The organism is Saliterribacillus persicus (assembly GCF_003337485.1).
Taxonomy (GTDB): domain Bacteria; phylum Bacillota; class Bacilli; order Bacillales; family Amphibacillaceae; genus Saliterribacillus; species Saliterribacillus persicus.
The window spans coordinates 94,512-116,851 of record NZ_QPJJ01000008.1; the positions used below are offsets into that span (position 1 = coordinate 94,512).

The 22,340-nt window shown below is 34.7% G+C and carries 18 protein-coding genes; 2 read left to right on the forward strand and 16 right to left on the reverse strand.

All coding sequences use genetic code 11. The features are described 5' to 3' along the window. Nucleotides 1–282: 282 nt before the first annotated feature. The 7 genes from DFR57_RS10720 to chrA all read right to left on the reverse strand — a co-directional run bounded on the left by DFR57_RS10720 (nucleotide 283) and on the right by chrA (nucleotide 9,037). Entirely contained in the window at nucleotides 283–918 is a 636-nt protein-coding gene (locus DFR57_RS10720) for a YesL family protein (protein WP_114353156.1), read from the reverse strand. A 32-nt stretch (nucleotides 919–950) separates the two neighbouring features. Further along, nucleotides 951–1,790, reverse strand: a complete 840-nt coding sequence (locus DFR57_RS10725; protein ID WP_114353157.1) for a carbohydrate ABC transporter permease — start codon at nucleotides 1,788–1,790, stop codon at nucleotides 951–953. A 3-nt stretch (nucleotides 1,791–1,793) separates the two neighbouring features. Beyond that, nucleotides 1,794–2,678, reverse strand: a complete 885-nt coding sequence (locus DFR57_RS10730; RefSeq protein ID WP_170132969.1) for a carbohydrate ABC transporter permease — start codon at nucleotides 2,676–2,678, stop codon at nucleotides 1,794–1,796. 126 nt (nucleotides 2,679–2,804) lie between these two features. After that, entirely contained in the window at nucleotides 2,805–4,142 is a 1,338-nt protein-coding gene (locus tag DFR57_RS10735; protein WP_114353159.1) for an ABC transporter substrate-binding protein, read from the reverse strand. 117 nt (nucleotides 4,143–4,259) lie between these two features. Then, the gene (locus DFR57_RS10740; protein ID WP_170132967.1) at nucleotides 4,260–5,807 is read right to left on the reverse strand and encodes a response regulator transcription factor; all 1,548 of its coding nucleotides are present in this window, start codon (nucleotides 5,805–5,807) and stop codon (nucleotides 4,260–4,262) included. Next, nucleotides 5,782–7,563: a sensor histidine kinase gene (locus DFR57_RS10745; protein ID WP_114353161.1), complete on the reverse strand. Its 1,782-nt coding sequence runs from the start codon at nucleotides 7,561–7,563 to the stop codon at nucleotides 5,782–5,784. Before DFR57_RS10745 ends, DFR57_RS10740 begins: the two co-directional genes overlap by 26 nt. A 274-nt stretch (nucleotides 7,564–7,837) precedes the next feature. Then, nucleotides 7,838–9,037 carry a chromate efflux transporter gene (gene chrA, locus DFR57_RS10750; RefSeq protein WP_114353162.1) on the reverse strand — a complete coding sequence of 400 codons (1,200 nt, stop codon included), beginning with the start codon at nucleotides 9,035–9,037 and terminating at the stop codon, nucleotides 7,838–7,840. 212 nt (nucleotides 9,038–9,249) lie between these two features. Here chrA and DFR57_RS10755 point away from each other — a divergent pair, with 212 nt between their 5' ends. Together DFR57_RS10755 and DFR57_RS10760 are read left to right on the forward strand one after the other, a co-directional pair. After that, entirely contained in the window at nucleotides 9,250–9,876 is a 627-nt protein-coding gene (locus DFR57_RS10755; RefSeq protein WP_114353163.1) for a DUF1541 domain-containing protein, read from the forward strand. 413 nt (nucleotides 9,877–10,289) lie between these two features. Beyond that, a complete protein-coding gene (locus DFR57_RS10760; RefSeq protein WP_114353164.1) occupies nucleotides 10,290–11,243 on the forward strand; it encodes a calcium/sodium antiporter in 954 nt (317 codons plus the stop codon). A 224-nt stretch (nucleotides 11,244–11,467) separates the two neighbouring features. Here the strand turns inward: DFR57_RS10760 and DFR57_RS10765 are convergent, their stop codons facing one another. From DFR57_RS10765 to DFR57_RS10805, 9 genes are all read right to left on the reverse strand, one after another. Next, complete coding sequence (locus DFR57_RS10765) at nucleotides 11,468–12,967, reverse strand: MFS transporter (protein ID WP_114353165.1); 1,500 nt, start codon at nucleotides 12,965–12,967, stop codon at nucleotides 11,468–11,470. A 135-nt stretch (nucleotides 12,968–13,102) separates the two neighbouring features. Further along, a complete protein-coding gene (narI, locus tag DFR57_RS10770) occupies nucleotides 13,103–13,798 on the reverse strand; it encodes a respiratory nitrate reductase subunit gamma (protein ID WP_114353166.1) in 696 nt (231 codons plus the stop codon). Nucleotides 13,799–13,832: 34 nt separating this feature from the next. Then, nucleotides 13,833–14,426: a nitrate reductase molybdenum cofactor assembly chaperone gene (gene narJ, locus DFR57_RS10775; protein ID WP_114353167.1), complete on the reverse strand. Its 594-nt coding sequence runs from the start codon at nucleotides 14,424–14,426 to the stop codon at nucleotides 13,833–13,835. A 4-nt stretch (nucleotides 14,427–14,430) separates the two neighbouring features. Beyond that, complete coding sequence (narH, locus tag DFR57_RS10780; protein ID WP_114353168.1) at nucleotides 14,431–15,927, reverse strand: nitrate reductase subunit beta; 1,497 nt, start codon at nucleotides 15,925–15,927, stop codon at nucleotides 14,431–14,433. Next, entirely contained in the window at nucleotides 15,917–19,603 is a 3,687-nt protein-coding gene (locus tag DFR57_RS10785) for a nitrate reductase subunit alpha (RefSeq protein WP_114353169.1), read from the reverse strand. The genes narH and DFR57_RS10785 overlap by 11 nt, the downstream gene beginning before the upstream one ends. Further along, nucleotides 19,593–19,877 (reverse strand): hypothetical protein, encoded by a 285-nt coding sequence (locus DFR57_RS10790; RefSeq protein WP_114353170.1) that lies wholly within the window; start codon nucleotides 19,875–19,877, stop codon nucleotides 19,593–19,595. Before DFR57_RS10790 ends, DFR57_RS10785 begins: the two co-directional genes overlap by 11 nt. Before the next feature lie 16 nt (nucleotides 19,878–19,893). Further along, nucleotides 19,894–20,208: a hypothetical protein gene (locus DFR57_RS10795; RefSeq protein ID WP_114353171.1), complete on the reverse strand. Its 315-nt coding sequence runs from the start codon at nucleotides 20,206–20,208 to the stop codon at nucleotides 19,894–19,896. 20 nt (nucleotides 20,209–20,228) lie between these two features. Then, nucleotides 20,229–20,645 carry a hemerythrin domain-containing protein gene (locus DFR57_RS10800; protein WP_114353172.1) on the reverse strand — a complete coding sequence of 139 codons (417 nt, stop codon included), beginning with the start codon at nucleotides 20,643–20,645 and terminating at the stop codon, nucleotides 20,229–20,231. A 530-nt stretch (nucleotides 20,646–21,175) separates the two neighbouring features. Continuing rightward, a complete protein-coding gene (locus tag DFR57_RS10805; protein WP_114353173.1) occupies nucleotides 21,176–22,258 on the reverse strand; it encodes a DNA alkylation repair protein in 1,083 nt (360 codons plus the stop codon). Nucleotides 22,259–22,340: the final 82 nt, after the last annotated feature.

A 22,340-nucleotide genomic window follows, 5' to 3' on the forward strand; every position in this document is an offset into this window, starting at 1 on the left:
CCCTACTTTCCATCGATTTTTTCTATGTATGTTCATTTTAAGTATCTTTATACCTAGTCACATTATTCTAAGACCATAGTCAGTATATCACCCAAACATAACAGGAATGTAATAGAAATATTACATTTGTATTTCAAAGATAATATTATAAGGGGAAGTATGTTTAGAATGCCTTTAGAATGGGAATAAACGATTCTTTATTTCTATCAAAAAAATTTTATTAATTTCTTTTTTTATAACAACATTCAAATAAAAGGAGCAAAGCGATATGCTTTGCTCCTTTTATTTGTTTGCTTCTGCTGTCTTCTGCCTAAATTGCCTTTGTTTATCATGAACCTTTTTAAATGCCTTTTCTGCAGGCATCATAATGATAATACCCATAATACTAATGCTAAAAAATAATGCTAAGCCTTGGAAATGCCAAAGAATATATATAAGTCCTAGCATTCCTAGAACCATTATCAAAGTTGGCATTGGATTTAATACCATAATGAAAAATGCACTTTTAAAGACTTTAAAACCTTTCATCTCATAATAAGAGTAAACAGGAAAAACATATAACGCCGTTAACAGGAAGAGGATTCCAACAAATAAAAATGGAATCGTAAGAACCACGGTGTATTTTCCATCAGCAACTGTTATAAATAAAAAGTCAAGGTATAAAATGTAACTGAAAATCACGAGTAAAAATCCCAAAACATTCGCTTGTAAAAATCCTTCTTTATAGTATTTCCAAAAGGTTGAGAGAATAGGGATATCTTTTTGTCCTGTTATCCATTTACGTGTAATAACAAAGACAGCTGCAGTAGCTGGAAATATACCAAAGATACCTAATCCAAGTAGCGTCATCGTGATCCATATAATATTTAAGTAGGCAACTTTTGTAATCCATTCAAAACTAGTATTCAGTGCAGTCATATTGATACCCCCAAAGCTTATTTCTCTTATTATTAACCTTTTAAACCACTCGTACTGATACCTTCTACAACATAACGCTGGAAGATAAAGAAAATAATAAATACTGGTACTAACGATACAATAGACATCGCAAACATGGCGCCCCAGTTGGATACCGTTTCATTACTTAAGAACATATTTAGTGCCATCGAAACTGTATATTTGGACGGACTGTTTAGAAAAAGTACTGGGCCTAGTAAATTATCCCATGTCCAATAGAATGTAAAGATTGCTGTCGTCGCAAGGGCAGGTGTAATTAACGGTAGTATTATCCGGTAATACACACTAAAAGTGTTACATCCATCTATAATTGCCGCTTCATCTAACTCTCTTGGAATGGTTCGAATAAATTGTACAAGCAAGAAAATGAAGAAGGGATGACCAAAGTAAGCTGGTACTACTAACGGTTTTAGTGAGTTCAACCACCCTAATTCGGCAAAAATGATGTATTGCGGAATCATTACAACTTCATATGGAAGCATGAGAGTCATAATCATAATCGCAAACCAAAAATTTCTACCCGCAAACTTCAACCTAGCAAAGCCAAATGCGATTAATGAACAAGATATTAAGTGTCCAATCAACACGAAAAGTACAAATACAGCAGTGTTTTTTATAAAAACACCGAATGAATAATCTCCAAACCCTTGCCAGCCTTGTGCATAGTTACCGAAAACAAAAGGATCTGGAATAAGTACATCCGCTGTAATGAAAATTTGTTCACTTACTTTAAAGGAACTCATCAACAACCAAAAAACCGGATAGAGTAAAAGGATGGCAAATCCACCCACTAATACATGATAGATGAGTTTTTTCATATGCTTTGGTTTCATGGATTATTTGCCTCCTTCTGATTCATAGTGCACCCAATACTTCGATGATAAAAAGATCAATGAAGTTAGGATTGCAATAATAATTAACATAACCCAGGCCATAGCTGACGCATAACCCATATGGAAGAATTCAAAACCTTGTTTGAATAGATATAACGAATAAAGTAATGTTCCATCTAACGGGCCACCAGTACCTTTAGAAATAATGAAGGCTGGAACAAATGTCATAAAGGCAGCTATTGTTTGCATAATTGCATTAAATAAGATAACCGGACTTAACATTGGTATCGTGATATTAAAGAATTTTTGAAAAAAACTAGCGCCATCGACACTGGCCGCTTCGTAATAGCTTTGTGGTATTGACTTCAATCCTGCTAAAAAGATAAGCATGGAGGAACCAAATTGCCATACTGACAAAAAGATTAGCATCCACAATGCTGCAGTTGGATCACCAAACCACCTTATTGGATCAATGCCCATCGACAAGAGGGCTAAATTTACAATTCCTTCATCGCCAAAAATATTACGCCACATTATAGCAACTGCTACACTTCCACCGATCAAAGAAGGTAAATAATACATTGTACGGTAAAGTCCTACTGCTCTTGAGGCTGTATTTAATAACATAGCTACTAATAAAGCAAAACCAAGTCTTAAAGGTACACCTACAAACACATAAATAAACGTTATTCTTAATGAATGTAGATATCTTGGATCACTAGTAAACATTTTTTCAAAGTTCTCTAAGCCGATCCATCTTGGTGGATTAAATAAATCATAGGATGTAAATGAAAAATAAAGTGAAGATATAATTGGAATTATTGTAAAAGCTAAAAAGCCAATGACAAAAGGTCCAATAAAAGCGTATCCCCATAGGTTCTGTTTCATATGTGTATTCAAAACTGTCCGCTCCCTTCCAAATCTTCCTGATGCCAAATCTTTTTTATTTATCAGAAAACATTTTTGGAAAAACGATAGCTGATCAATAGTGATCAGCTATCGTTATATTTCTAATTAGTTTCCTAAAATACTTTCTGCTTGCGTTCTAAAGTTAGTTGCTGCATCTTCTGGGGTAATTTCACCATAGGATATTTGTTCGCTTAGACCATCAATTAATTCAATGATCTCTCCTGCGCCAGCTGGATCAGCTGCACCCATTGGTGAACTGTTATCTTCTACCCACTCAATGTATTCAAATACTGCTGCTTGAGAATCTGAAACCTCTTCTTTTAACGCAGATAGAACTTCTGAAGATACTGGAACCCCGCGGTCACCTAAGATTAATTTATTTGCTTCAATGTCATTTACAAAGTAGCTAATAAACTCTGCTGCCGCTTCTTTTGCCGCTGAATTTTCAGAAACCGAGAAGAACATACTAGGCTTTAAGAATAATCCGTCACTTACATTTGGACCAGGTGTAGGAGCCATTTTAAAGTCTAAACCTGAAATATCCTCTAATCCTACAAATTGGTTAGACCATTGGAAAATCCCCACGCCTTCTCCTTTAACAACTGGGTCATCTTCTGGACCAGCTAATTGAGCTAAAAAGTCAGGTGTTGGTGTAGCACCCATTTCTACTTGTTCTTGTACCATAGTGAAGAAATCTACAAATAGTTGATCATCTTCATAGCCAAGTCCACTTCCATCTTCCGCATATAAGCGCTTTCCTTGTGTACGTAAATAATAATTAAAGAATACATCTGCTTTTAATGCATTATCAAAATAAATATCTTGTTCAGCTGCTTGTTTAGACATCTCTTGATAATCTTCCCATGTCCAATCTTCAGGAATTTCATCAATTCCAGCTTCAGCTAAGACTTCAGGATTATAGTGAAAACCAAGTGCGTTTACACCTAAGTTAAAGCCATAGATACCGTCACCAACTTCACCGCCACTAACAGCATTATCAGATATATTTGATACATCGATTTGTTCACCTAAAAATGGTGTTAGATCTGCTAATTGATTGTTCTGTGAATATTGAGATAAATAAGATAAATCCATCGCGATAATATCTGGTAGTTCATTTGCTGCTGCTTGAGGAGCTAGCTTCTGCCAGTAGTCATCCCAGCTTGCATATTCTGGTTCAATTGTGACATTTGGATTCTGTTCCTCATACATTTCAATAACTTCTAATGTATAATCGTGTCGTGGTTGTGAACCCCACCATGCGATTCGAAGTGTAACTTCTTCATCCCCTGAAGCTTCTTCACCTGAATCTTCTGATTCTGTCCCCTCTGTTTCGTTATTCCCTGATTCATCTGTTTCTTCTGACGAAGTTTCGTCTCCACCACAAGCTGCTAAGAATAGAATTAACACCATACCTAACAATAACAAACTTAGTTTTTTCATTTCTTTCCCTCCCCTTTTTATTCGCTGTAAGCGATTACAAACTAATCATAACAGATTTTATTATATAGTAATGATAGAAAAAACAGTGGTAAATGTTCAAAAAAAAGAGGAGTTCCCTCAATTAGCTCGAATAATATCTGAGGGAGTACATCCTTTTAAACGTTTAAATATTTGACTGAAATATTGGGGATTAGCACCGAATCCAAGCCTTTCAGCTAATTCAAATACCTTTATATCTTGTTCTCTCTCTATAATCTGAACTGCTTTATTAATCCTCTCATTTGTTACATAGTTAGAAAAACGTTGCCCTGTTTCTTTCTTAAATAATTTTCCTAAGTAATCAGCATTCATGTACAAATATTCATTTGCAACCCACTGTAATGATAATGATGGATTACTTAAGTTATCTATCACTGCCTCTTTCATTTGTTCAACTACTTTAGAATATTTATTGGACTGTGATTGTCTTTTTTCAAATAAATCTTCTAATAAATAATGAAAAAAGGATTCTATCTCTGATAACCTTGCACATTGATCAATATACTCAATTGACTTAAATCGATCATCATTATAATCCTTCACTACTTTTGAAACCAATAGCAAGTAAAGTTGAACAAAATATGATTTAGCAATTCTAGGATCAATGCTATCTTTCTTTAATTGATCAGTCATTTTCGAAAATTGTAGAAAAGCTTTTTCAATTTCACCTGTTTTAATAGAAAAAGATAAATTTTCCACATCCACCAAATTCTCTTCTAATAAATTAGTCTGGTAACCAATCCATTGTTCGCTATCTATAAATGTTCCAGCGTCATAATAGAATCGTTGATCATCAAACTTCATCAGTAAGGATGTATCCTTCCCTAATTCAAGAAAATCAATTCGATGAGATAATAGGCTTGTTATCCTTCTATTTACAGTGTTTATTTGAGAATGACAGTTATAAAGCGACTTTCTTAATAATTCATCATCGTTGCTTTCTACTAAGAATACGATTCGGTTTTCTAAAATCGTACTAATCTTGTTATAACCTGATAAGCATTTTTGTAAATTTAACTCCATATTTTCCATTTCCTCATAACTTAAATCGTCTTCAACATAAGCAATAAAAAAACGGCAAGCTGCTGAGGAGTCTATTTCATCTGACAAAGCTTCTTTTAGGTTCTCAACTAATGATTTCGGTACTTGTTTGTATAATAGTAATTGCTTAAATAAATATATTTTTTCCTCGTCGGTAACTTTAGTTACTTCTAATTCTATATTTTCAAGGTATTGTGCTTCGTTTTCTTCCTCTCTCAGTTCGGAAACAATCTCTGTTACCGCTTCTGAGATTGCTGTTTCATTACAGGGCTTTAATAAATAATGCCGAACTCCAAATCGCATTGCTTGCTGAGCATACTCAAACTCACTAAACCCAGAAATGAAAATCCATTTTATGTCTGGATAAGCTTCTGATGCTTTTGCAACAAGCCCAATCCCATCAAGTCCAGGCATAGTGATGTCAGTGATTACAATATCCGGCTTATTATCTTGAATGAAGGAAAAAGCTTCTATTCCATTTCTTGCCGTACCACTCAATTCCACATCAAGTTCATTCCAGTTAACAATAGCAGAAATTCCTTCTAATATAATGCGCTCATCATCGACCAACAACACTTTGTACATTCTTATTCCTCCCCTCAATAGGTAATTTAATGATAACTTTGGTGCCTTCATTTAACTTACTTTCTACTTTTATACCATAATCTTCACCAAATAATATTTTTATGCGTTCATCAATATTTCGAAGTCCAATGCCTGTTCCTTTTGGTTGGTAATCTCCTGTTTTTAACTGCTTTAAAAATTGTTCTTCCATACCTGGTCCATCGTCTTCCACAATAATATATAATAAATCGTCGATTTCTTTTACGCGTAAAATGATTTTACATGTGCCTAGCATTTGTTGTAATCCATAACGGATCGCATTTTCTACCAAAGGTTGAATAACAAACTTAGGAATATTGTAAGATAGCGTAGAGTCTTCAATATCTGTAACAAAGTCTAACCTTTCTTCAAATCGATAGCTTTGAATAGTTACGTAATGCTCGACAATCATTAACTCTTCTTCTAGTTGAATCAAAGAATCCTTCATATTAATTGATGCTCTTAGTACATATCCTAGAGATTCTGCCATCTGTGAAATTTGTTTATGACCAACAATTTTTGCTGACCAGTTAATTGATTCTAATGTATTGTATAAAAAATGCGGATTGACCTGTGCTTGTAAAGTTTTAAACTCTGAATCTTTTATTACAATTTGTTTTTTGTAATTTTCTGAAATAAGATTATCTATTTGCTCCATCATTTTTCTAAAGTTGTCGTGTAATTGTCCTGCTTCATCACGATAATACGTTGCATCATCGTCTCGATCAAATCCTTCTAAATCGCCAGTTTGCACTCTTTTCATTTTTTTATTTAGACTTTCGATAGGATTTGTAATTGTACCAGTAAACTTAGTACCAAGAAATATTAATAAAATAAATAATGCCGAGAAGATAATTAACACTGCAGTTCTAGCAGTAGAAATTGCTGAAAATAAATTATTATAAGGAGTAGCAATCATATAAGTCCACCCCATCTGATTACCACTTGAATAAGTTAAAAAATAACGCCTACCATCTTCTTCCACAATATCGTAGCCGTTTGTATTTCGCTCCATTGATTCCAAGAAGTTAAGTTCTTCTTCTTCATTATTGTAAAAAACAAACTCATCCTCTTCATTGATAACTGCAAAGGTAGTTTCTGTTTCTGAAAGGTGATTGGTTAGCTCAGTGATAATACTATCTACATCAACTCTAAGCGTCACCGTCCCTATCTTTTCTAATGAAAAATCTAGGTAGGACCTGACATTTCTAGCTGCTGTTAAGCTGTCGTCATCTTCTGAAGGTATGACCCAATCAACCCCACCACTATGTTCATTTGCTGTCTCTTGAAGTAATTTAAGACGATCTTCAGGTAAGGTGCGAATATGATTACCTGATGCGTATTCATTATCTAACAGATCATAAACTTGGATAGATAATACATATTTATTTAAAGCTCCTATATTTAATAATCTTCTTCTAAGTTCAGTTCCAGTAACAAATCGATCGTAATTGGAATCCGCTTCTCTTAATGCTAATAAATAGGATTGTAAGTAATTATCTGTCGCTACTTGATAGGAAAGCCTCTCCATCTTCTTTAATTCAGCCTCCACAGAATTAGATGAAACTTGAAGTGCTTGAGCTGATTGTTGATATATCTCTTTATTATATGTGTGAAAGGTAAACTGAAGAATGGATAATCCACCAACACTAAATGCACATAAAACAAGTGTTGTAAGCATGACCATCTTATATTTCAAGGGTAGGTTCATATAAAATGTTCGGACGCGTTGATACAAGAAAATCTCCCCTCCCCCATTTTCCGAAATATATATGCACTTTGTGTTACCGCTTTCAATAGAAGTATTTTATTATATCTTACCAAATTATGCAAACTGAAATTTTTAAAAAAAGCAACATTGCATTTACTCAATCCATAGGTAAATTTTCTAAAAATGTATTAATTTGTTCTTTTATGAAGGTTAAAGAGCAATTTCTTAGAGGGAAAATCATATATTACAAAAAAAGATGAATCAAGTTGTAAATAACATGATCCATCTTTTCCTATATTTTCTATGCAATAACCTGTAGTAAATATCCACCGGCTACACCAATTATAACAATCAGCCATGCTGGTACCTTCCAAAAATACAATAATGCAAACAAAATACCCGCTAAAGCAAAGTCTGAAGCGTTAAAGATGGAGGACTGGAAGACTGGATCATAAAATGCAGCTAATAATATCCCTACAACACTAGCATTTACTCCCATCAACACACTTTGGAAAGCTGATTTCCTTCTAAGTAAGGAAAGAAATGGAAGGGCCGCAATAATTAATAAGAAGCTTGGTAAAAAAATAGCAACCGTAGCAACCACGGCTCCACCTAATCCTTCAATCATAGTGCCAAGATAACTAGAAAAAGTAAATAGTGGGCCAGGTACAGCTTGTGCCATACCGTAGCCAGCTAAAAACTCATTAGCAGTTAATAATTCATTTGGTACTATTTCTCTTTCAATCATCGGTAATACAACATGACCACCACCAAAAACTAGAGAACCTACCCGAAAAAAAGTATCAAATAAGTTTAATAAAGGATGTTCTATGAATCTTGTGAGAATAGGTAATGCTATTAATAGACTAACTAGAGTAATTAGAGAAGCTATGCCAAGTTTTTTTGAAATACCAATCTCAAATGGTTCTACTTTGGGATTTGTGCGGTTTTTATAAAACATATAACCAATCAGTCCTGCTCCTAGGATAATTGCTATTTGGATCCATGCCGAGGGATATAATAGTAAAAGTACAGCTGCAATAACCGCGATTGCTATTCTAGTTTTATCTGGAGTCAGGTTTTTCCCCATTCCGATTAATGCATGCAAAACAACGGCCACAGCCACTATTTTTAGACTATGTATAAAGCTAGCCTCAGCTAGATCATAGGTTTGGTAAAGCATTGCAAAAAGAATCAGAACAATTATAGAAGGCATAGTAAAGCCAAACCAAGATATTAATCCTCCCATTAAGCCCCCACGCAACATTCCTATCGAAATACCCACCTGACTACTAGCAGGTCCAGGTAAGAATTGACAAAGTGCAATTATATCTGCATAAGTTTTATTATCTAACCATTTTCTACGATCTACATATTCATCCTTAAAATATGCTAAATGGGCGATCGGTCCCCCGAATGAAGTTAACCCTAATTTAGTAGAAGTAAATAAAATTTCCCAGAGTCTTTTACTTTTATTTGAATTAATTACTTGTTTTTTCATCTAGTCTGCCCCTTTAGATTAAATCTCTTTGTCGCTTATAGCGACTAGTTTACTAATTTTCATTATATGAAGCAATTGGAATTGTGAAACTTTACATTTCTTTTACACATTATCGTTTAAAAGAATGATGTTTTTTCTCTTTTTCAATTGCACAGACATAAAATGAACTCTCAAAGGGAAATGTATTGATGAATAAAAATGGAGGGATTCTAATGAAAAAAATAATAATTAAGGGTGTTGTTCTGTTTATTTTGTTATTACTGGCAGCTTGCGGTAACGAAGCAGATGAACCAGCACCACCAGAAGAAACCGGATCAGAAGAAGAGCAAAATACTGAAGCAGATAATAATGACACGGAAGCTGAATCACATGGCGAAATGGAAAATGACGATCATTCCGGAATGAATATGTCTGGTTCCGGTGAAGTTCCTGAGGAGTTAGAACAAGCAGAATCTCCTACTTACGAAGTTGATAGTAAAGCTATTATTGAAGCTGATCACATGGAAGGAATGAAAGGTGCAGAAGCGACAATCGCAGGAGCCTATAATACTACAGTATATAGTGTTTCTTACACACCAACCAATGGTGGAGAAAGAGTAACAGATCACAAATGGGTGATTCATGAAGAATTAGAGGAAGCTACTGAATCCCCTTTAAAAGAGGGTGATGAGGCAACGCTTAATGCAGAGCATATGGAGGGCATGGAAGGCGCTACTGCTGAAATAGATGAAGCAAAAGATACCACCGTATACATGGTTAATTTTGTACTAACTACCACGGAGGAAAAGGTAACCAATCATAAATGGGTAACAGAAGATGAACTTTCATCTATTGAATAATATTATTAAATTAGAATACAGAGCATATTCGATTAGAATTTGCTCTGTATTTTAATTTGACGGACAAAATTACTAATAATAGTAGTTTTCATAATTGATGATTGTTGGAATAGCTTCCTATATATTTAAAAATAATTTATTTCTATCTCTATTTAACAAGCCTTGAATAGATAGATAATATAAGATAAATAAATCTCCTACTAAAAATTTGTATGCTGAATTGCAAGATCCTTTTAAAACAAAAGAAATAACGTTAGAATATTATTATATTAAAAATGTATTCGAAATTATACTTTTCTTCCGTAATTCTTAATCATTTTATTTCTAATTACCTTTGATAAAGCCTTTTTAGTAAATTTAATACTTCTCCATAAATTTAAAATATTTCAATTCTATAGTTATGAGGTGAAACATTGGTTTATATATTATTAATTCTCGGTTTTGTATTTTTGATAAAGGGGGCAGATTTATTTGTAGATGGATCATCAAGCATCGCAAAAGCATTTCGTGTGTCACCTTTACTAATCGGTTTAACAATCGTTGCATTTGGTACAAGTTCACCTGAAGCAACAGTCAGCATAATTGCTGCTCTTGAAGAAAATGCTGGTATAGCACTTGGTAATGTTGTTGGTAGTAATATTTTTAATATCACGTTAGTAGTTGGTATTTCGGCGTTTATATATCCACTTAAGGTTGAAAGTGAAACAATTCGAAAAGAAATACCATTTACATTACTAGCAAGTATTGCCTTACTAATCCTAGTTAGTGATATAGCCTTGCAAAAAGCTACTGAGAATCTTATTACAAGAGGCGACGGTTTTATCATTTTGCTGTTCTTTGCAATTTTCTTATATTATGTATTTGAAGTTGCTAGGAAAAGTCGTGATAAATTAATTGATGAAACGAATGATACACCATCCCCACTTGCAAAAAAGGTAATTTTAACAATAGCGGGGCTTGTTGGGATTATTTTAGGCGGAGAGTTAGTGGTGAGGAACGCAACTGAAATAGCTCTCTCTTTTGGAATGAGTGAAACCTTGGTTGGACTTACTATTATAGCAATAGGTACATCCCTCCCAGAACTATTAACATCAATCACTGCTGCAATAAAGAAACAAAGTGAGATAGCTCTGGGTAATATAGTAGGTAGTAATATTTTTAATATATTATTTGTTCTTGGTACGACTGCTGTTATTCATCCTCTTACTGTCAGCAGTAAGATAATTATTGATATCCTTATTATGATCTTTCTTACAGTTGCTTTACTTATTTTCTCTAGAACTAACTTTAAAATTGGAAAATTCGAAGCTAGCTTTTTAATTATTTGTTACATTGTTTATATGGTTTTTATCATTTTAAGAAATTAATAATACTTTTTTTGAAAAATCACTTAGAGGATAAAAAGTTATACTCTAGGTGATTAATTATTTTTTGTCTCTAAATTACTATAGGTGTCATATGCCATTAGAATTTACAGCTTATCAAATATAAAACTCCACCCAAATAACCAAGAATTTTCAGCCTCGACCAATCGTAATTTAACAATTTTTTTAAACATCGGTGTTACATACTAAATGGATTACATAAACAATTACTTTTTACCTTTGGAAAGGTCACTAAATATCCCAACATATTTAGTCACTTCCCCTGTATCATCTTTAACAGCACTTATTGTAAGCCATTCAGAATAAATTTGTCCGTTTTTCCTTTTATTCCATACTTCACCTTGCCAATAATTGTTGCTATCTAATTCCTTCCACATTTGTTCGTAAAATTCTGCACCATGTATACCTGAACTTAATATTTGTGGTGTTATTCCAATAACTTCGTCTGATTCATATCCAGTTACCTTACTAAAGGCTTCGTTCACTTTAATTATTTCGCCTTCATTATTAGTTACCATTACACCTTGACCAGTATTTTTCATAATTTCATTTGCCAGAGAAAGTCTATCTGAATAAAACATCCATATAACAATTATTAAACTTGCTAAGGCAAACTGTGACAATGCCATAAAACCTATCGCATAATGCCCTGTTAAACTATAAACTGTTGTCAATATTAATGGAGGAAAAAAACCACCTAAACCTCCTATTGCTGAAACAATACCATTGACAATTCCACCTTGTTTAGAAAAATAGAGTGGTACTAATTTAAAAATTGTTCCATTCCCGATCCCCGAACATGCAGCTACAGTTAACGTTCCAACTGTATATAAGGTAATGGATGGCGAAAAAGATAATAATACACCAGAAAAAGTTAACCCTGCAAAAACTAACATTAAAATTTTAAAAGGGTTAAATTTATCCCCCAACCATCCACCAAGGGGTCTGATGAAAGTACAAATTGCAATAAAACCAGCTGTACGTAAGCCTGCATCAACTTCTGTTAAATTAAATTGGGTAACTAAAAAATTGGGTAAGTATACAGTGAAAGCTACAAACGAACCAAAAGTTATAAAATAAAAGATACTTAAAAACCATACTTTTTCGTTTCGATAAACACTTTCAACTTGTACTTTTAATGAGGTAGTAACTTTAGCTTCATTTTTATCACCAAGAAAAAAGTTTAATAAAGCAAAGCCTAAAAGCGGAATTAGGAAAAACTTAACCGTTAATTCCCACCCAAATTGGCTAGCAATAATCGGTGCTCCAAATGACGTCAGTGCAGTACCAATATTACCAATGCCATAAATTCCGTTAACGAAACCATGACGATCTTTCGAATAGTATTTTGGCAAGGAAGTAACACCTACTGAGAATATGGCACCACCAACACCGATTAACAATCCTGAAATAATTAGGTCGAAAAACGAATTAGCGAGACTTAGATAATAAACAGGTAAAATTAAAAACAATAGACTTAATAGAAATATCCATCTAGCTCCAAAACGGTTTGTCCAATACCCTATCGGAATTCGCATAATGGATCCAAGTATAACTGGTACTGCTGTGACCCATGATAATTGAACGGATGAAAGAGGAATATCTTCTTTTATATAAGGCATCAATGATGAGATTATCACCCACACCATAAAACCTACAATTAAACTAGATGTTTGAAGTGGTAATTGTAATTTGTTTTTATTCATCTGCGAAATTCCTTTCTAAAGTATTCTATTCTCTAGTTTTTATAAGTGGGAGACAACCTTATATGATCGATTTGAAAAAGGCAGCCTAAATACTATGACTACCTTTTTTATATTCTTATTCACTAAATCTCTCCTTTAAATTCCCTTTCTTTTAAAAGCTGATCTAGACCTGTATTGTTGCGGTGCTCGCATAGGGTAATGAATAGGTGCACTGTAAAGGTGCACTAAGCGCGTAAACGGAATAGACGCGAACAAGGCAAAAGCGGTAATTACATGTATCTTAAAAATCAACGGAACATCAAGCATTAGCTTATATTGTGGTTGGAAAATAAATAAACTTCGAAACCAAGGACCAATCGTTAATCGATATTCATATTCAACAACTGTTGTATTGTAAATTATAGTCATGTACACACCAATACCAGCAACAATTATTAAACTAATTACTGAAAACCAATCAGCAAAAGTCGCATGAATTCTAAGTCGATCGATTGTCATTTTACGTATAAGTAAAATGATCGCACCTGCAACTACCATCAACCCAGCTAGACCACCCCCATAAATAGCTCCAAAATGGTACATATGGTCAGATACACCTATCCATTGATAAAATTCTATAGGAATTAACATCCCCATAACATGACCAATAAATGCAAGCAGAATTCCATAATGAAACAAAGGAGAACCAATTTTTAGCCACTTTTTTTCAAAAAATTCCGTTGATGGTGCAACCCAACTAATTTGGTTAGATGCAAAGCGATAAATGCTTCCAATAATCATTATTGCTAATGTTAAATAAGGAAAAATAACCCACCAAAAAATTCCTTCCATTATCTCGCCTCCTTGGCTTTATTACATACTAGCACTATTGATACATTATCGGATAAGGAAGTTCCTCTAAGTCAGCCTCTTCTTTATCCTGTTCCATCTCCATCAAATCTTTTTTTGTAGGAGGTTCAAAAACGTATTGCATGAGAACAGAAAAGAAAGGTCGATATGGATTCTCTTCTGGTAATTGATCTAATATTCGCTGCGTTACACAAGCTAATCGCTTAATTAATCTATCTTTATTCGCACCTTCTGACATATTAGCAACAAATTCATATAACATCGGAATATAGTCAGCTAATTCACCGTCTATCCGCTCATAGCCTGCCTCATTGATAATTTTCTGAAGTTTAATTAAAGCAGCTCCACGTTTTGGACTATCTCCAAATTCATGAGCAGATAAATAAAGTCCTAATCTCGTCTTTAAATCAAAAGTAGCAACATAAGTTTCTTGTAAATCTTTTAAAGGAAGGTAAAAAATTGTATCTACAGCTTCTTTTAAAGTTTCACTTATATCTTCTGATAAATTCATCTCACCGATACAATTTATTACCGTTTTTTTGTCCTCTGTTGTTGGGTAACTTAAAAGGCGTGAGCCAACCATTAATAATTCTGATTGATAAAGCTCCATTATATTAATTTCTCCTTTCAAAAGGGGCTGTTACAACACCTTCAGGAGGGGCTAAATCTTCAAGGCTACAAGCACCTTGTTGATAATATAAATCATCATCCATTTCTCTTCGGCCAGTAGGAATCACGAAACGTTCATTATATTTTGCAACACCTAACAAACGCGCCATTTCTTCAACCGTCTCCACATCAATTCCTGCTTCTTCAAGTAACTTACTTTCACTAAGGGGATCAACTCCACCTACATTTACAGAACGCATATGCACTCTCATTGCCGTTAATTTAAGAAGTACTTTTCTAATTACCTCCGTATCACCAGCAGACAAAAGCGACGCTAAATATTCAATTGGAATTCGCATTTGATCAACTGTAGGAATGTAGCCATCGGTATTTAGTTCATCTTCATTGGTCACATGATTCATAATTGGACTGAGTGGTGGAACGTACCATACCATCGGCAACGTCCGATATTCTGGATGTAATGGTAAAGCTATTTTCCATTTAATAGCCATTTTATAAATTGGTGATTCCTGTGCCCCTTTAATCCATTCGTTATTAATGCCTTCTTTTTCTGCCTCTGCAATAACTTCAGGATCAAATGGATCAAGAAAACAATCCAATTGAGCTTCATATAAATCTTGCGGATCTTCTACCGATGCTGCTTCTTTAACTTTATCGGCATCGTACAATACCACACCAATATATCTAATTCGGCCCACACAAGTTTCTGAACAAATAGTTGGTAATCCCGCTTCTGTTCTTGGATAACAAAAATTACATTTCTCAGCTTTGTGGGTATTCCAATTATAATAAACCTTGTTATATGGGCAGCCATTCATACAAAAGCGCCACCCTCGGCATTCTTCCTGATCTACTAAAACAACCCCATCTTCATCTCTTTTGTATAGTGCTCCTGATGGACAAGAAGCAACACAAGAAGGATTTAGACAGTGTTCGCAGATTCGTGGTAAGTACATCATAAATGTTTTTTCGTACTCCATAGCAATATGCTCTTGAAGATGCTGTACATTGGGATCAAGCGGTACAACTTCACTTCCCCCCGCAAGGTCATCATCCCAGTTGGATCCCCATTCTGGTTTGTCCATGTATTTACCCGTTATCATCGATTGTGGCCTTGCCACAGGTAAATGCTCAGATTTTGGACTGTTTATTAAATTCGCATAATCATATGTCCACGGCTCATAATAATCGTCCAACGTTCCCATATCCGGGTTATAAAAAATATTTTTCAATTTTGACATCGGTCCACCAGCCTTCAACCGGAGCTTACCGTTCTTATATTCCCATCCACCTTTAAACTTGTCTTGGTTTTCCCATTCTTTTGGATAACCTGGACCAGGTCTTGTTTCTACGTTATTAAACCACATATATTCTGTACCTGGTCTATTTGTCCATGTGCTTTTACAAGTAACTGAGCATGTATGACACCCTATACATTTATCTAAGTGCATAACCATTGCAACTTGCGCTTTAATTCTCAAGCCAATTTACCTCCTTCAACGGTTTGATAATTGCAATCGTATCTCGTTGACTTCCGGTTGGACCATAATAATTAAATCCATAACTAAATTGGGAATAACCACCTATCATATGTGTTGGTTTTGCAGTTATTCGAGTAACGCTATTATGTGTACCACCTCGCTTTTTTTTGCCTACTGTGGTAGCAGGAACACCCATGGTACGGTCCTGTGCGTGGTGCATATAGGCCATACCACGCGGAATTCGATAAGTAAGTACTACTCTTGCTGATATTGCTCCATTTCGGTTATAAACCTCTATCCAGTCATTATCTTTCAATCCAATTGATGCTCCATCTTTTTCATTCATCCATACTACTTGCCAACCTCTGAATAATTGAACCATTGCAGAAGTTTCAGTAAACATGGTGTGAATTCCCCACTTTTGGTGTGGTGTTAAATAACGGATAGTAATGGACTTCTCATCATGCTCTGCCTCTTTTTCACCTTTAACATACGGACCTTTTGAAAGCGGCGGTAAATAGGTAGGTAAGCCTTCACCAAAATCAAGCATCATTTCATGATCCACATAAAAGCTTTGTCTTCCCGTTAGTGTTCTCCATGGTATACTATATTCGGTATTAACCGTAAAAGGAGAATATCTTCGTCCATCCTTCTCCAGTCCACTCCAAACAGGTGTTGAAATCGTTTGACGAGGTTGAGCAGTAAGGTCACCTAAGGTAAACGCCTCTTCTTCCCTTCCCTCAGCTATTTCTGTTAATTTTTGACCAGTTTTCTCTTCTAAAGATTTCCAGCCTTCAACGGCACGCTTTCCATTGGAAGCTCCAGACATCAATAGAATTGTTTCAATAGCTTTTATATCTGTGTATAAGTCAGGGTTTCCTTTACCAATTCCTTCTCTTTTCGATACACCCAACCGTTCTTTAAGTTCTTCATAAACCTTATCACCAGGTAATTTAATCCCCTTCATTCCATAGCCTTTTTTAAGAGCTGAACCGATTGTGGTCATTTTTTGATAGACATTAGGATAATCGCGTTTCACAACAGCAAAATTTGGCATTGTTTTCCCAGGAATGGCTTCTACTTCCCCTTTTCGCCAATCTAATATTTTACCATTTGGCTGAGCAATTTCATCCTTTGAATCGTGACCTAATGGTGACGTTACTATTTCCTCCGTTTCAGCTGGTAAATGCTTTTCAGCAAGCTCAGAGAATACCTTAGCTATCTCACGAAAACCATCCCAGTCACTTTTAGCTTCCCATGGAGGTGAAATTGCTGCATTAAATGGATGAATAAATGGATGAAGATCTGTTGTACTTAGATCAAATTTTTCATACCATGTTGCAGTAGGAAGTACAATATCGGAAAACAGACCAGAGCTCGTCATTCTAAAATCAACACTGACAAACAAATCTGCTTTACCTTCTGCACCATTTTCTTTAACATTTACTGTTTCTGGCTTCCAAGAAAGTTCTGCATCAGCTAAAACTTGATCTTCTCCTCCAATTAAATGTTTAACAAAATATTCGTGACCCTTGCCACTATCACCCAGTAAGTTTGACCGCCAATTAAAGAAGACGCGCGGGAAATTTCTAGGATCATCTGGATTTTCTATAGACCAATCAATCTCACCTTTTTTTACTTTTTCTACAACAGAATCAATAATTTCTTGATTAGAAGATGCACCGCTTTTTCGAGCTTCTGTAACTAAATCAATAGAGTTTTGCGTGAACTGTGGATATGACGGTAGCCAGCCAAGTCTCGCTGATAACGCATTTACATCAGCAGGGTGCATTTCACTATATTTACCACCCCAGTTATTTTTAGTTACTTCACTTTTTTCTTCGTAACGGTATTGATCAGTTGCGAAATAAAAGAAAGATGTACCATTTTGTAAGCGAGGGGGACTTCCCCAGTCCTTTGCAAATGCAACTGTTTGCCAGCCCTCTACAGGTCTAACTTTTTCTTGACCAACATAATGGGCCCATCCTCCTCCATTAACACCTTGTGATCCCGTAAGTAATACAAGATTTAAGATTGATCGATATATTTGATCACTATGGTACCAATGATTTGTTCCCCCACCCATAGCAATCATTGATTTACCTTTTGTTCTCGCTGCATTGTCAGCAAATTCTCTTGCTACTGTAATGACATGCTGTTTGTTTACACCAGTAATACTTTCTTGCCATGCAGGCGTATATGGTTTTTCGTCATTATAGTCTATAGGATAGTCTCCTGGGAGCCCTCTACTAACCCCTGTATGAGCCATCATTAGATCGTACACTGTGGTAACAATTAATTCCTTTCCATTTTTATCCTTAATGTGCTTGACAGGTATACCACGAGTAACTAAATCACCGTGTTCTTTTGCAAAGTAAGGAAATTCCACTTGTAGCGTATCTTCTGCCATAGACAAAAAACTTAGCTCTGGATCAATTATAGATCCATCATCTTTTTCTAAATTTAAATTCCACTTGTTATCGCCATCCCAACGATGGCCTTGCGTGCCATTGGGGACTGTAACTGAGTTGGAATTCCCATCCCAAAGTACTGTCTTCCAATCACCTAAATTTTGCGTTTCATTTAAATCAGAAGAATGTAAAAATCGTCCAGATCGATACGCATCGCCGTGTGGATCAATAGTAATTAAAAACGGTAAATCAGTAAATTTTTTAGCGTAATCTATAAAATAGGGAGTTGGATTATCAACATAAAATTCTTTCAAAATTACATGCGTCATCGCCATTGCTAATGCGCCATCCGTTCCAGCTCTTGCTGGTAACCAAATATCAGCAAATTTCTCATATTCCGCATAATCTGGACTAACACCTACCACTTTAGTTCCATTATATCTAGCTTCCACCATAAAGTGAGCGTCCGGGGTACGGGTTTGTGGTAAATTAGTGCCCCAAATTATAAAGTATTTGGCATTATACCAATCCGCACTTTCAGGTACATCCGTTTGTTCTCCCCATACCTGTGGGGATGCAGGTGGAAGATCTGCGTACCAATCATAGAAGCTTAAAATATTCCCCCCAATTAGAGACAAAAATCGTGTACCTGCCGAATAACTAACCATTGACATTGCTGGAATTGGACTAAATCCAGTCACACGATCTGGACCATATGTTTTTATTGTATGTATCGTTGCACTTGCGATCATTTCACAAGCATCTCTCCAATTTGCTCGAACAAATCCTCCTTTTCCTCTTGCTTTCACATATTTAGAGCGTTTTTCTGGGTCACTAGTTATATTGCTCCAAGCTTTAACAGGATCCTTTTCTAGCTCTCGTTCATCTTTCCACATTTGATAGAGATCACTACGTATATAGGGGTATTTTACCCTTACAGGACTATAGGTATACCAAGAAAAACTAGCACCTCTGGGACATCCTCGAGGTTCATATTCCGGAAAGTCAGCACCAGTTGTCGGATAATCGGTTTGTTGTGTCTCAGAAGTGATAATGCCATCCTTCACATATATTTTCCAGCTACATGAACCGGTGCAATTTACCCCATGTGTTGAACGGACGACTTTGTCATGCTGCCACCTTTGTCGATACATTTTTTCCCATTCTCTTGAGCGTGGACTTTCTTCTGTAAATCCATCGTTTATTCGTTCGCCTGGTTTTAAAAATTTCAAATGATTAAAAATGCTATTTTTCTTATTTCTCATTTTCATCACCACTTTTTTGAATGTATTCGATAGGGTTAAACCGTTCACCAACAATTTTAAAATTACCTTGTCCTTCTTGTAATTCCTCTAAGAATGTTTTTAGAGTCGGCGCATTAGCGGCAACAAGGATTAATCGTTCAATTGTTTCAAACTCATTTAACTGATAAATTGCTTCTAAAACATTTGGAGGCATGGAACCAAATCGCATGGTTAGTAACTGAATTAAATCTTCTCTATCTTCTCCTATTGCAGCTTCTTCTTCGTATTGAAACATGCTTATCCCTCTCTTCCTATGGTTTAACCATTTTGAAATAGTCTGCAATCAATGTTTCTTTACAAGTTTCTGCAATTTCTTCACAAAAATTACTAAATGCATCATTTATCTCCGTAACTTTTTCTTTTGAAAATGTTTTGCTATACGTATTATTAAATTCTTCTCCGAATTGAACTTGAATTTCTACTTCAGTTCCTATATCCCTGCTAGTTGCTTGAATATCAAATGAATGTATATTATGTGCAGATAATTCTTTTATTAAATAATCATATAATTGAGGGTAGGCGGATCTTAATAATTTTATTGATGATGGATTTGTTTTTGAATTCAACTTAACACCTCCAAAATTATTTAATGCTCTGGTAATACCTTCATTTCTTCCTTATTGTGTAATTCATCAACCAAGATTAGCGCGTGAAATCGATTCAGTACCCTTTCACAAATACCGTCTTTTTCCAGTATTTCTTTTACTTCTTTAATTAATAGTCTTAATATGTCATGATCTCTCATTAAAGCGGTTACATTTTTTGATAAGTCCGGTGAATTTTCGACAATTTCTTGATACAATCCTTTTTCCTCTGCGTCTGCATGGGCAAGCGTGCGAGTTTCCCAATGTTCTACTGTAATATAAGCCGCTTCTAACGCTCTATCTACATCTCCTTCTTTTAATAAATTTGCAACAACATTCGTTAATTCTTGAGCTTCCTGTAGTGCAGCGTCATGAATAGCTTCGTGGCTATCAATTTTTCTTAAAGCTGGACCTGACATAAATAATCCCTCCTAAAACAATTATGCCCTTTTTATAACTTAATATACTATAAAGGGTTAATTTACCAAATTATAACTAATCCAACTATTCTGAATATTGTAATTACAGGTAAGGTTACCATAATTTTTTTATTTATAAAATAATAACATGTAAATTTAATACATGTTATTAAACCACAACCATTACTTTGGACTCGCATTTTGCATACCATTACTTATCACAATTTTGCTTATAAGCACTTTAGTACCGATTATTCTTAGGAATATATATGGTCTATGAAAAGAAATAAATGCCATTAATAGATCTAATTAATCATATTTTAATATAAATAAAATACATAGTAACAGAGCTATTAATCAAAGTCTTGAAATATTTAGGTTATTGTATAGATACTAGCTAAACAAAAAAAGCTATTTCCTACTAATCGGTAAATAGCTTTTTTTATAGTATTGATTTAAACGATATAATTCACTGAAGGGATATATTTACTGTTAAATTGAGATGATAAAAATATAGAAAAGTAAATACTTCACACAAGCAATTCAAAAGTTGTCGTCGCTTTTTCTTCCCCATTTACTAGAAGACTGATTGCGTGCTTACCTGAATAGTGCTTTCTTGTCGTTAAGTTCTTAAACACATGCTTCCGTGTCAAAGTATGTACTCCACCCTTATAATTTTTTTGAGATAAATGAAATATTTTTTTAGATTGTTTTCCATTAGCTTTAACAAAATAAATGGCATATTCAACTCTCAATTTTTGTGGATGCTCTGATTCGTTATTTAGATTAAATGAGAATGTTAATGTCTCTCCTAGTGATATTTTAGGTTTGGATATTGATAAATTATCTACACTAATATCCTTAGGTGTAGCATAACCAAATAAGTGGAGGGTTTCTACATCCCCATTTTTCAGAAGCGTACGACTCCCATGTTTAAGTATCCACTCCGTTTCTGGGTTTCTATCACTCCACTTACGAATTATTTCTTTTACAATTGCTGGGTGGTCCTTTGATATATCATTTAGATTATTGGCCACACTTTTTTGAACATACTTTGAGGGATCCTTTTTTAATTGCTCTAAAATTGGGATCACCAAGGATGGATCTTTTTTAAAAGAAGTTAACGGGGCTGCCCATGGTAGACGTGGCCGACATCCTTCTGTTGCTAATCTTCTGACATGATGATTCTCGTTCAATGCCCAACATTTCATCTGTTCCATCATTTTAGATTCATTTTTCATAATAAATGCTCGAACTGCAAACTCCGAACTAGAATATTTAGTAAAATGCTCTAGTGCAGTCATCGAGACTTCCCAATCCTCTTGACCATAAACCTCTACAAAGTCAGGGAAGAATAAATATTCAAAACCACTGCATTCCGGTGCTATATCAATTAATATTTTTATAATATCTTCGTACGGCTCTGAAATAGTTTGATTCAGTGCTATTGAAATGTGTCTCATACGTTCTTTTAATTCTTTCTGATCCCATTCCCCATCATAAATTACATTCATAAATTTATTTTCTTCAAAAGCAGTGTAGCGTGATTTTACAATATTAATAAATTGCTCAAAAAAATCCGGGCTATATTTATCTTTTAGTAATTCCGTCATTTTATTTTCCTCTTTCATTTTTTATGTGTTTTGCCAAGCTTCACTAAGAATATCTACATGAAAAGTTTTACATTCCCCTTAC

Excerpts from the sequence above, each read along its gene's own strand:
- narI (WP_114353166.1), bottom strand. The coding sequence starts at position 13,798 with ATGGAAGGAATTTTTTGGTGGGTTATTTTTCCTTATTTAACATTAGCA.
- DFR57_RS10735 (WP_114353159.1), bottom strand. The coding sequence starts at position 4,142 with ATGAAAAAACTAAGTTTGTTATTGTTAGGTATGGTGTTAATTCTATTC.
- DFR57_RS10720 (WP_114353156.1), bottom strand. The coding sequence starts at position 918 with ATGACTGCACTGAATACTAGTTTTGAATGGATTACAAAAGTTGCCTAC.
- DFR57_RS10765 (WP_114353165.1), bottom strand. The coding sequence starts at position 12,967 with ATGAATAAAAACAAATTACAATTACCACTTCAAACATCTAGTTTAATT.
- DFR57_RS10805 (WP_114353173.1), bottom strand. The coding sequence starts at position 22,258 with ATGACGGAATTACTAAAAGATAAATATAGCCCGGATTTTTTTGAGCAA.
- DFR57_RS10785 (WP_114353169.1), bottom strand. The coding sequence starts at position 19,603 with ATGAGAAATAAGAAAAATAGCATTTTTAATCATTTGAAATTTTTAAAA.
- DFR57_RS10755 (WP_114353163.1), top strand. The coding sequence starts at position 9,250 with ATGAAAAAAATAATAATTAAGGGTGTTGTTCTGTTTATTTTGTTATTA.
- chrA (WP_114353162.1), bottom strand. The coding sequence starts at position 9,037 with ATGAAAAAACAAGTAATTAATTCAAATAAAAGTAAAAGACTCTGGGAA.
- DFR57_RS10800 (WP_114353172.1), bottom strand. The coding sequence starts at position 20,645 with ATGTCAGGTCCAGCTTTAAGAAAAATTGATAGCCACGAAGCTATTCAT.
- DFR57_RS10740 (WP_170132967.1), bottom strand. The coding sequence starts at position 5,807 with ATGTACAAAGTGTTGTTGGTCGATGATGAGCGCATTATATTAGAAGGA.
- DFR57_RS10725 (WP_114353157.1), bottom strand. The coding sequence starts at position 1,790 with ATGAAACCAAAGCATATGAAAAAACTCATCTATCATGTATTAGTGGGT.
- DFR57_RS10730 (WP_170132969.1), bottom strand. The coding sequence starts at position 2,678 with ATGAAACAGAACCTATGGGGATACGCTTTTATTGGACCTTTTGTCATT.
- narJ (WP_114353167.1), bottom strand. The coding sequence starts at position 14,426 with ATGGAGCTTTATCAATCAGAATTATTAATGGTTGGCTCACGCCTTTTA.
- DFR57_RS10790 (WP_114353170.1), bottom strand. The coding sequence starts at position 19,877 with ATGTTTCAATACGAAGAAGAAGCTGCAATAGGAGAAGATAGAGAAGAT.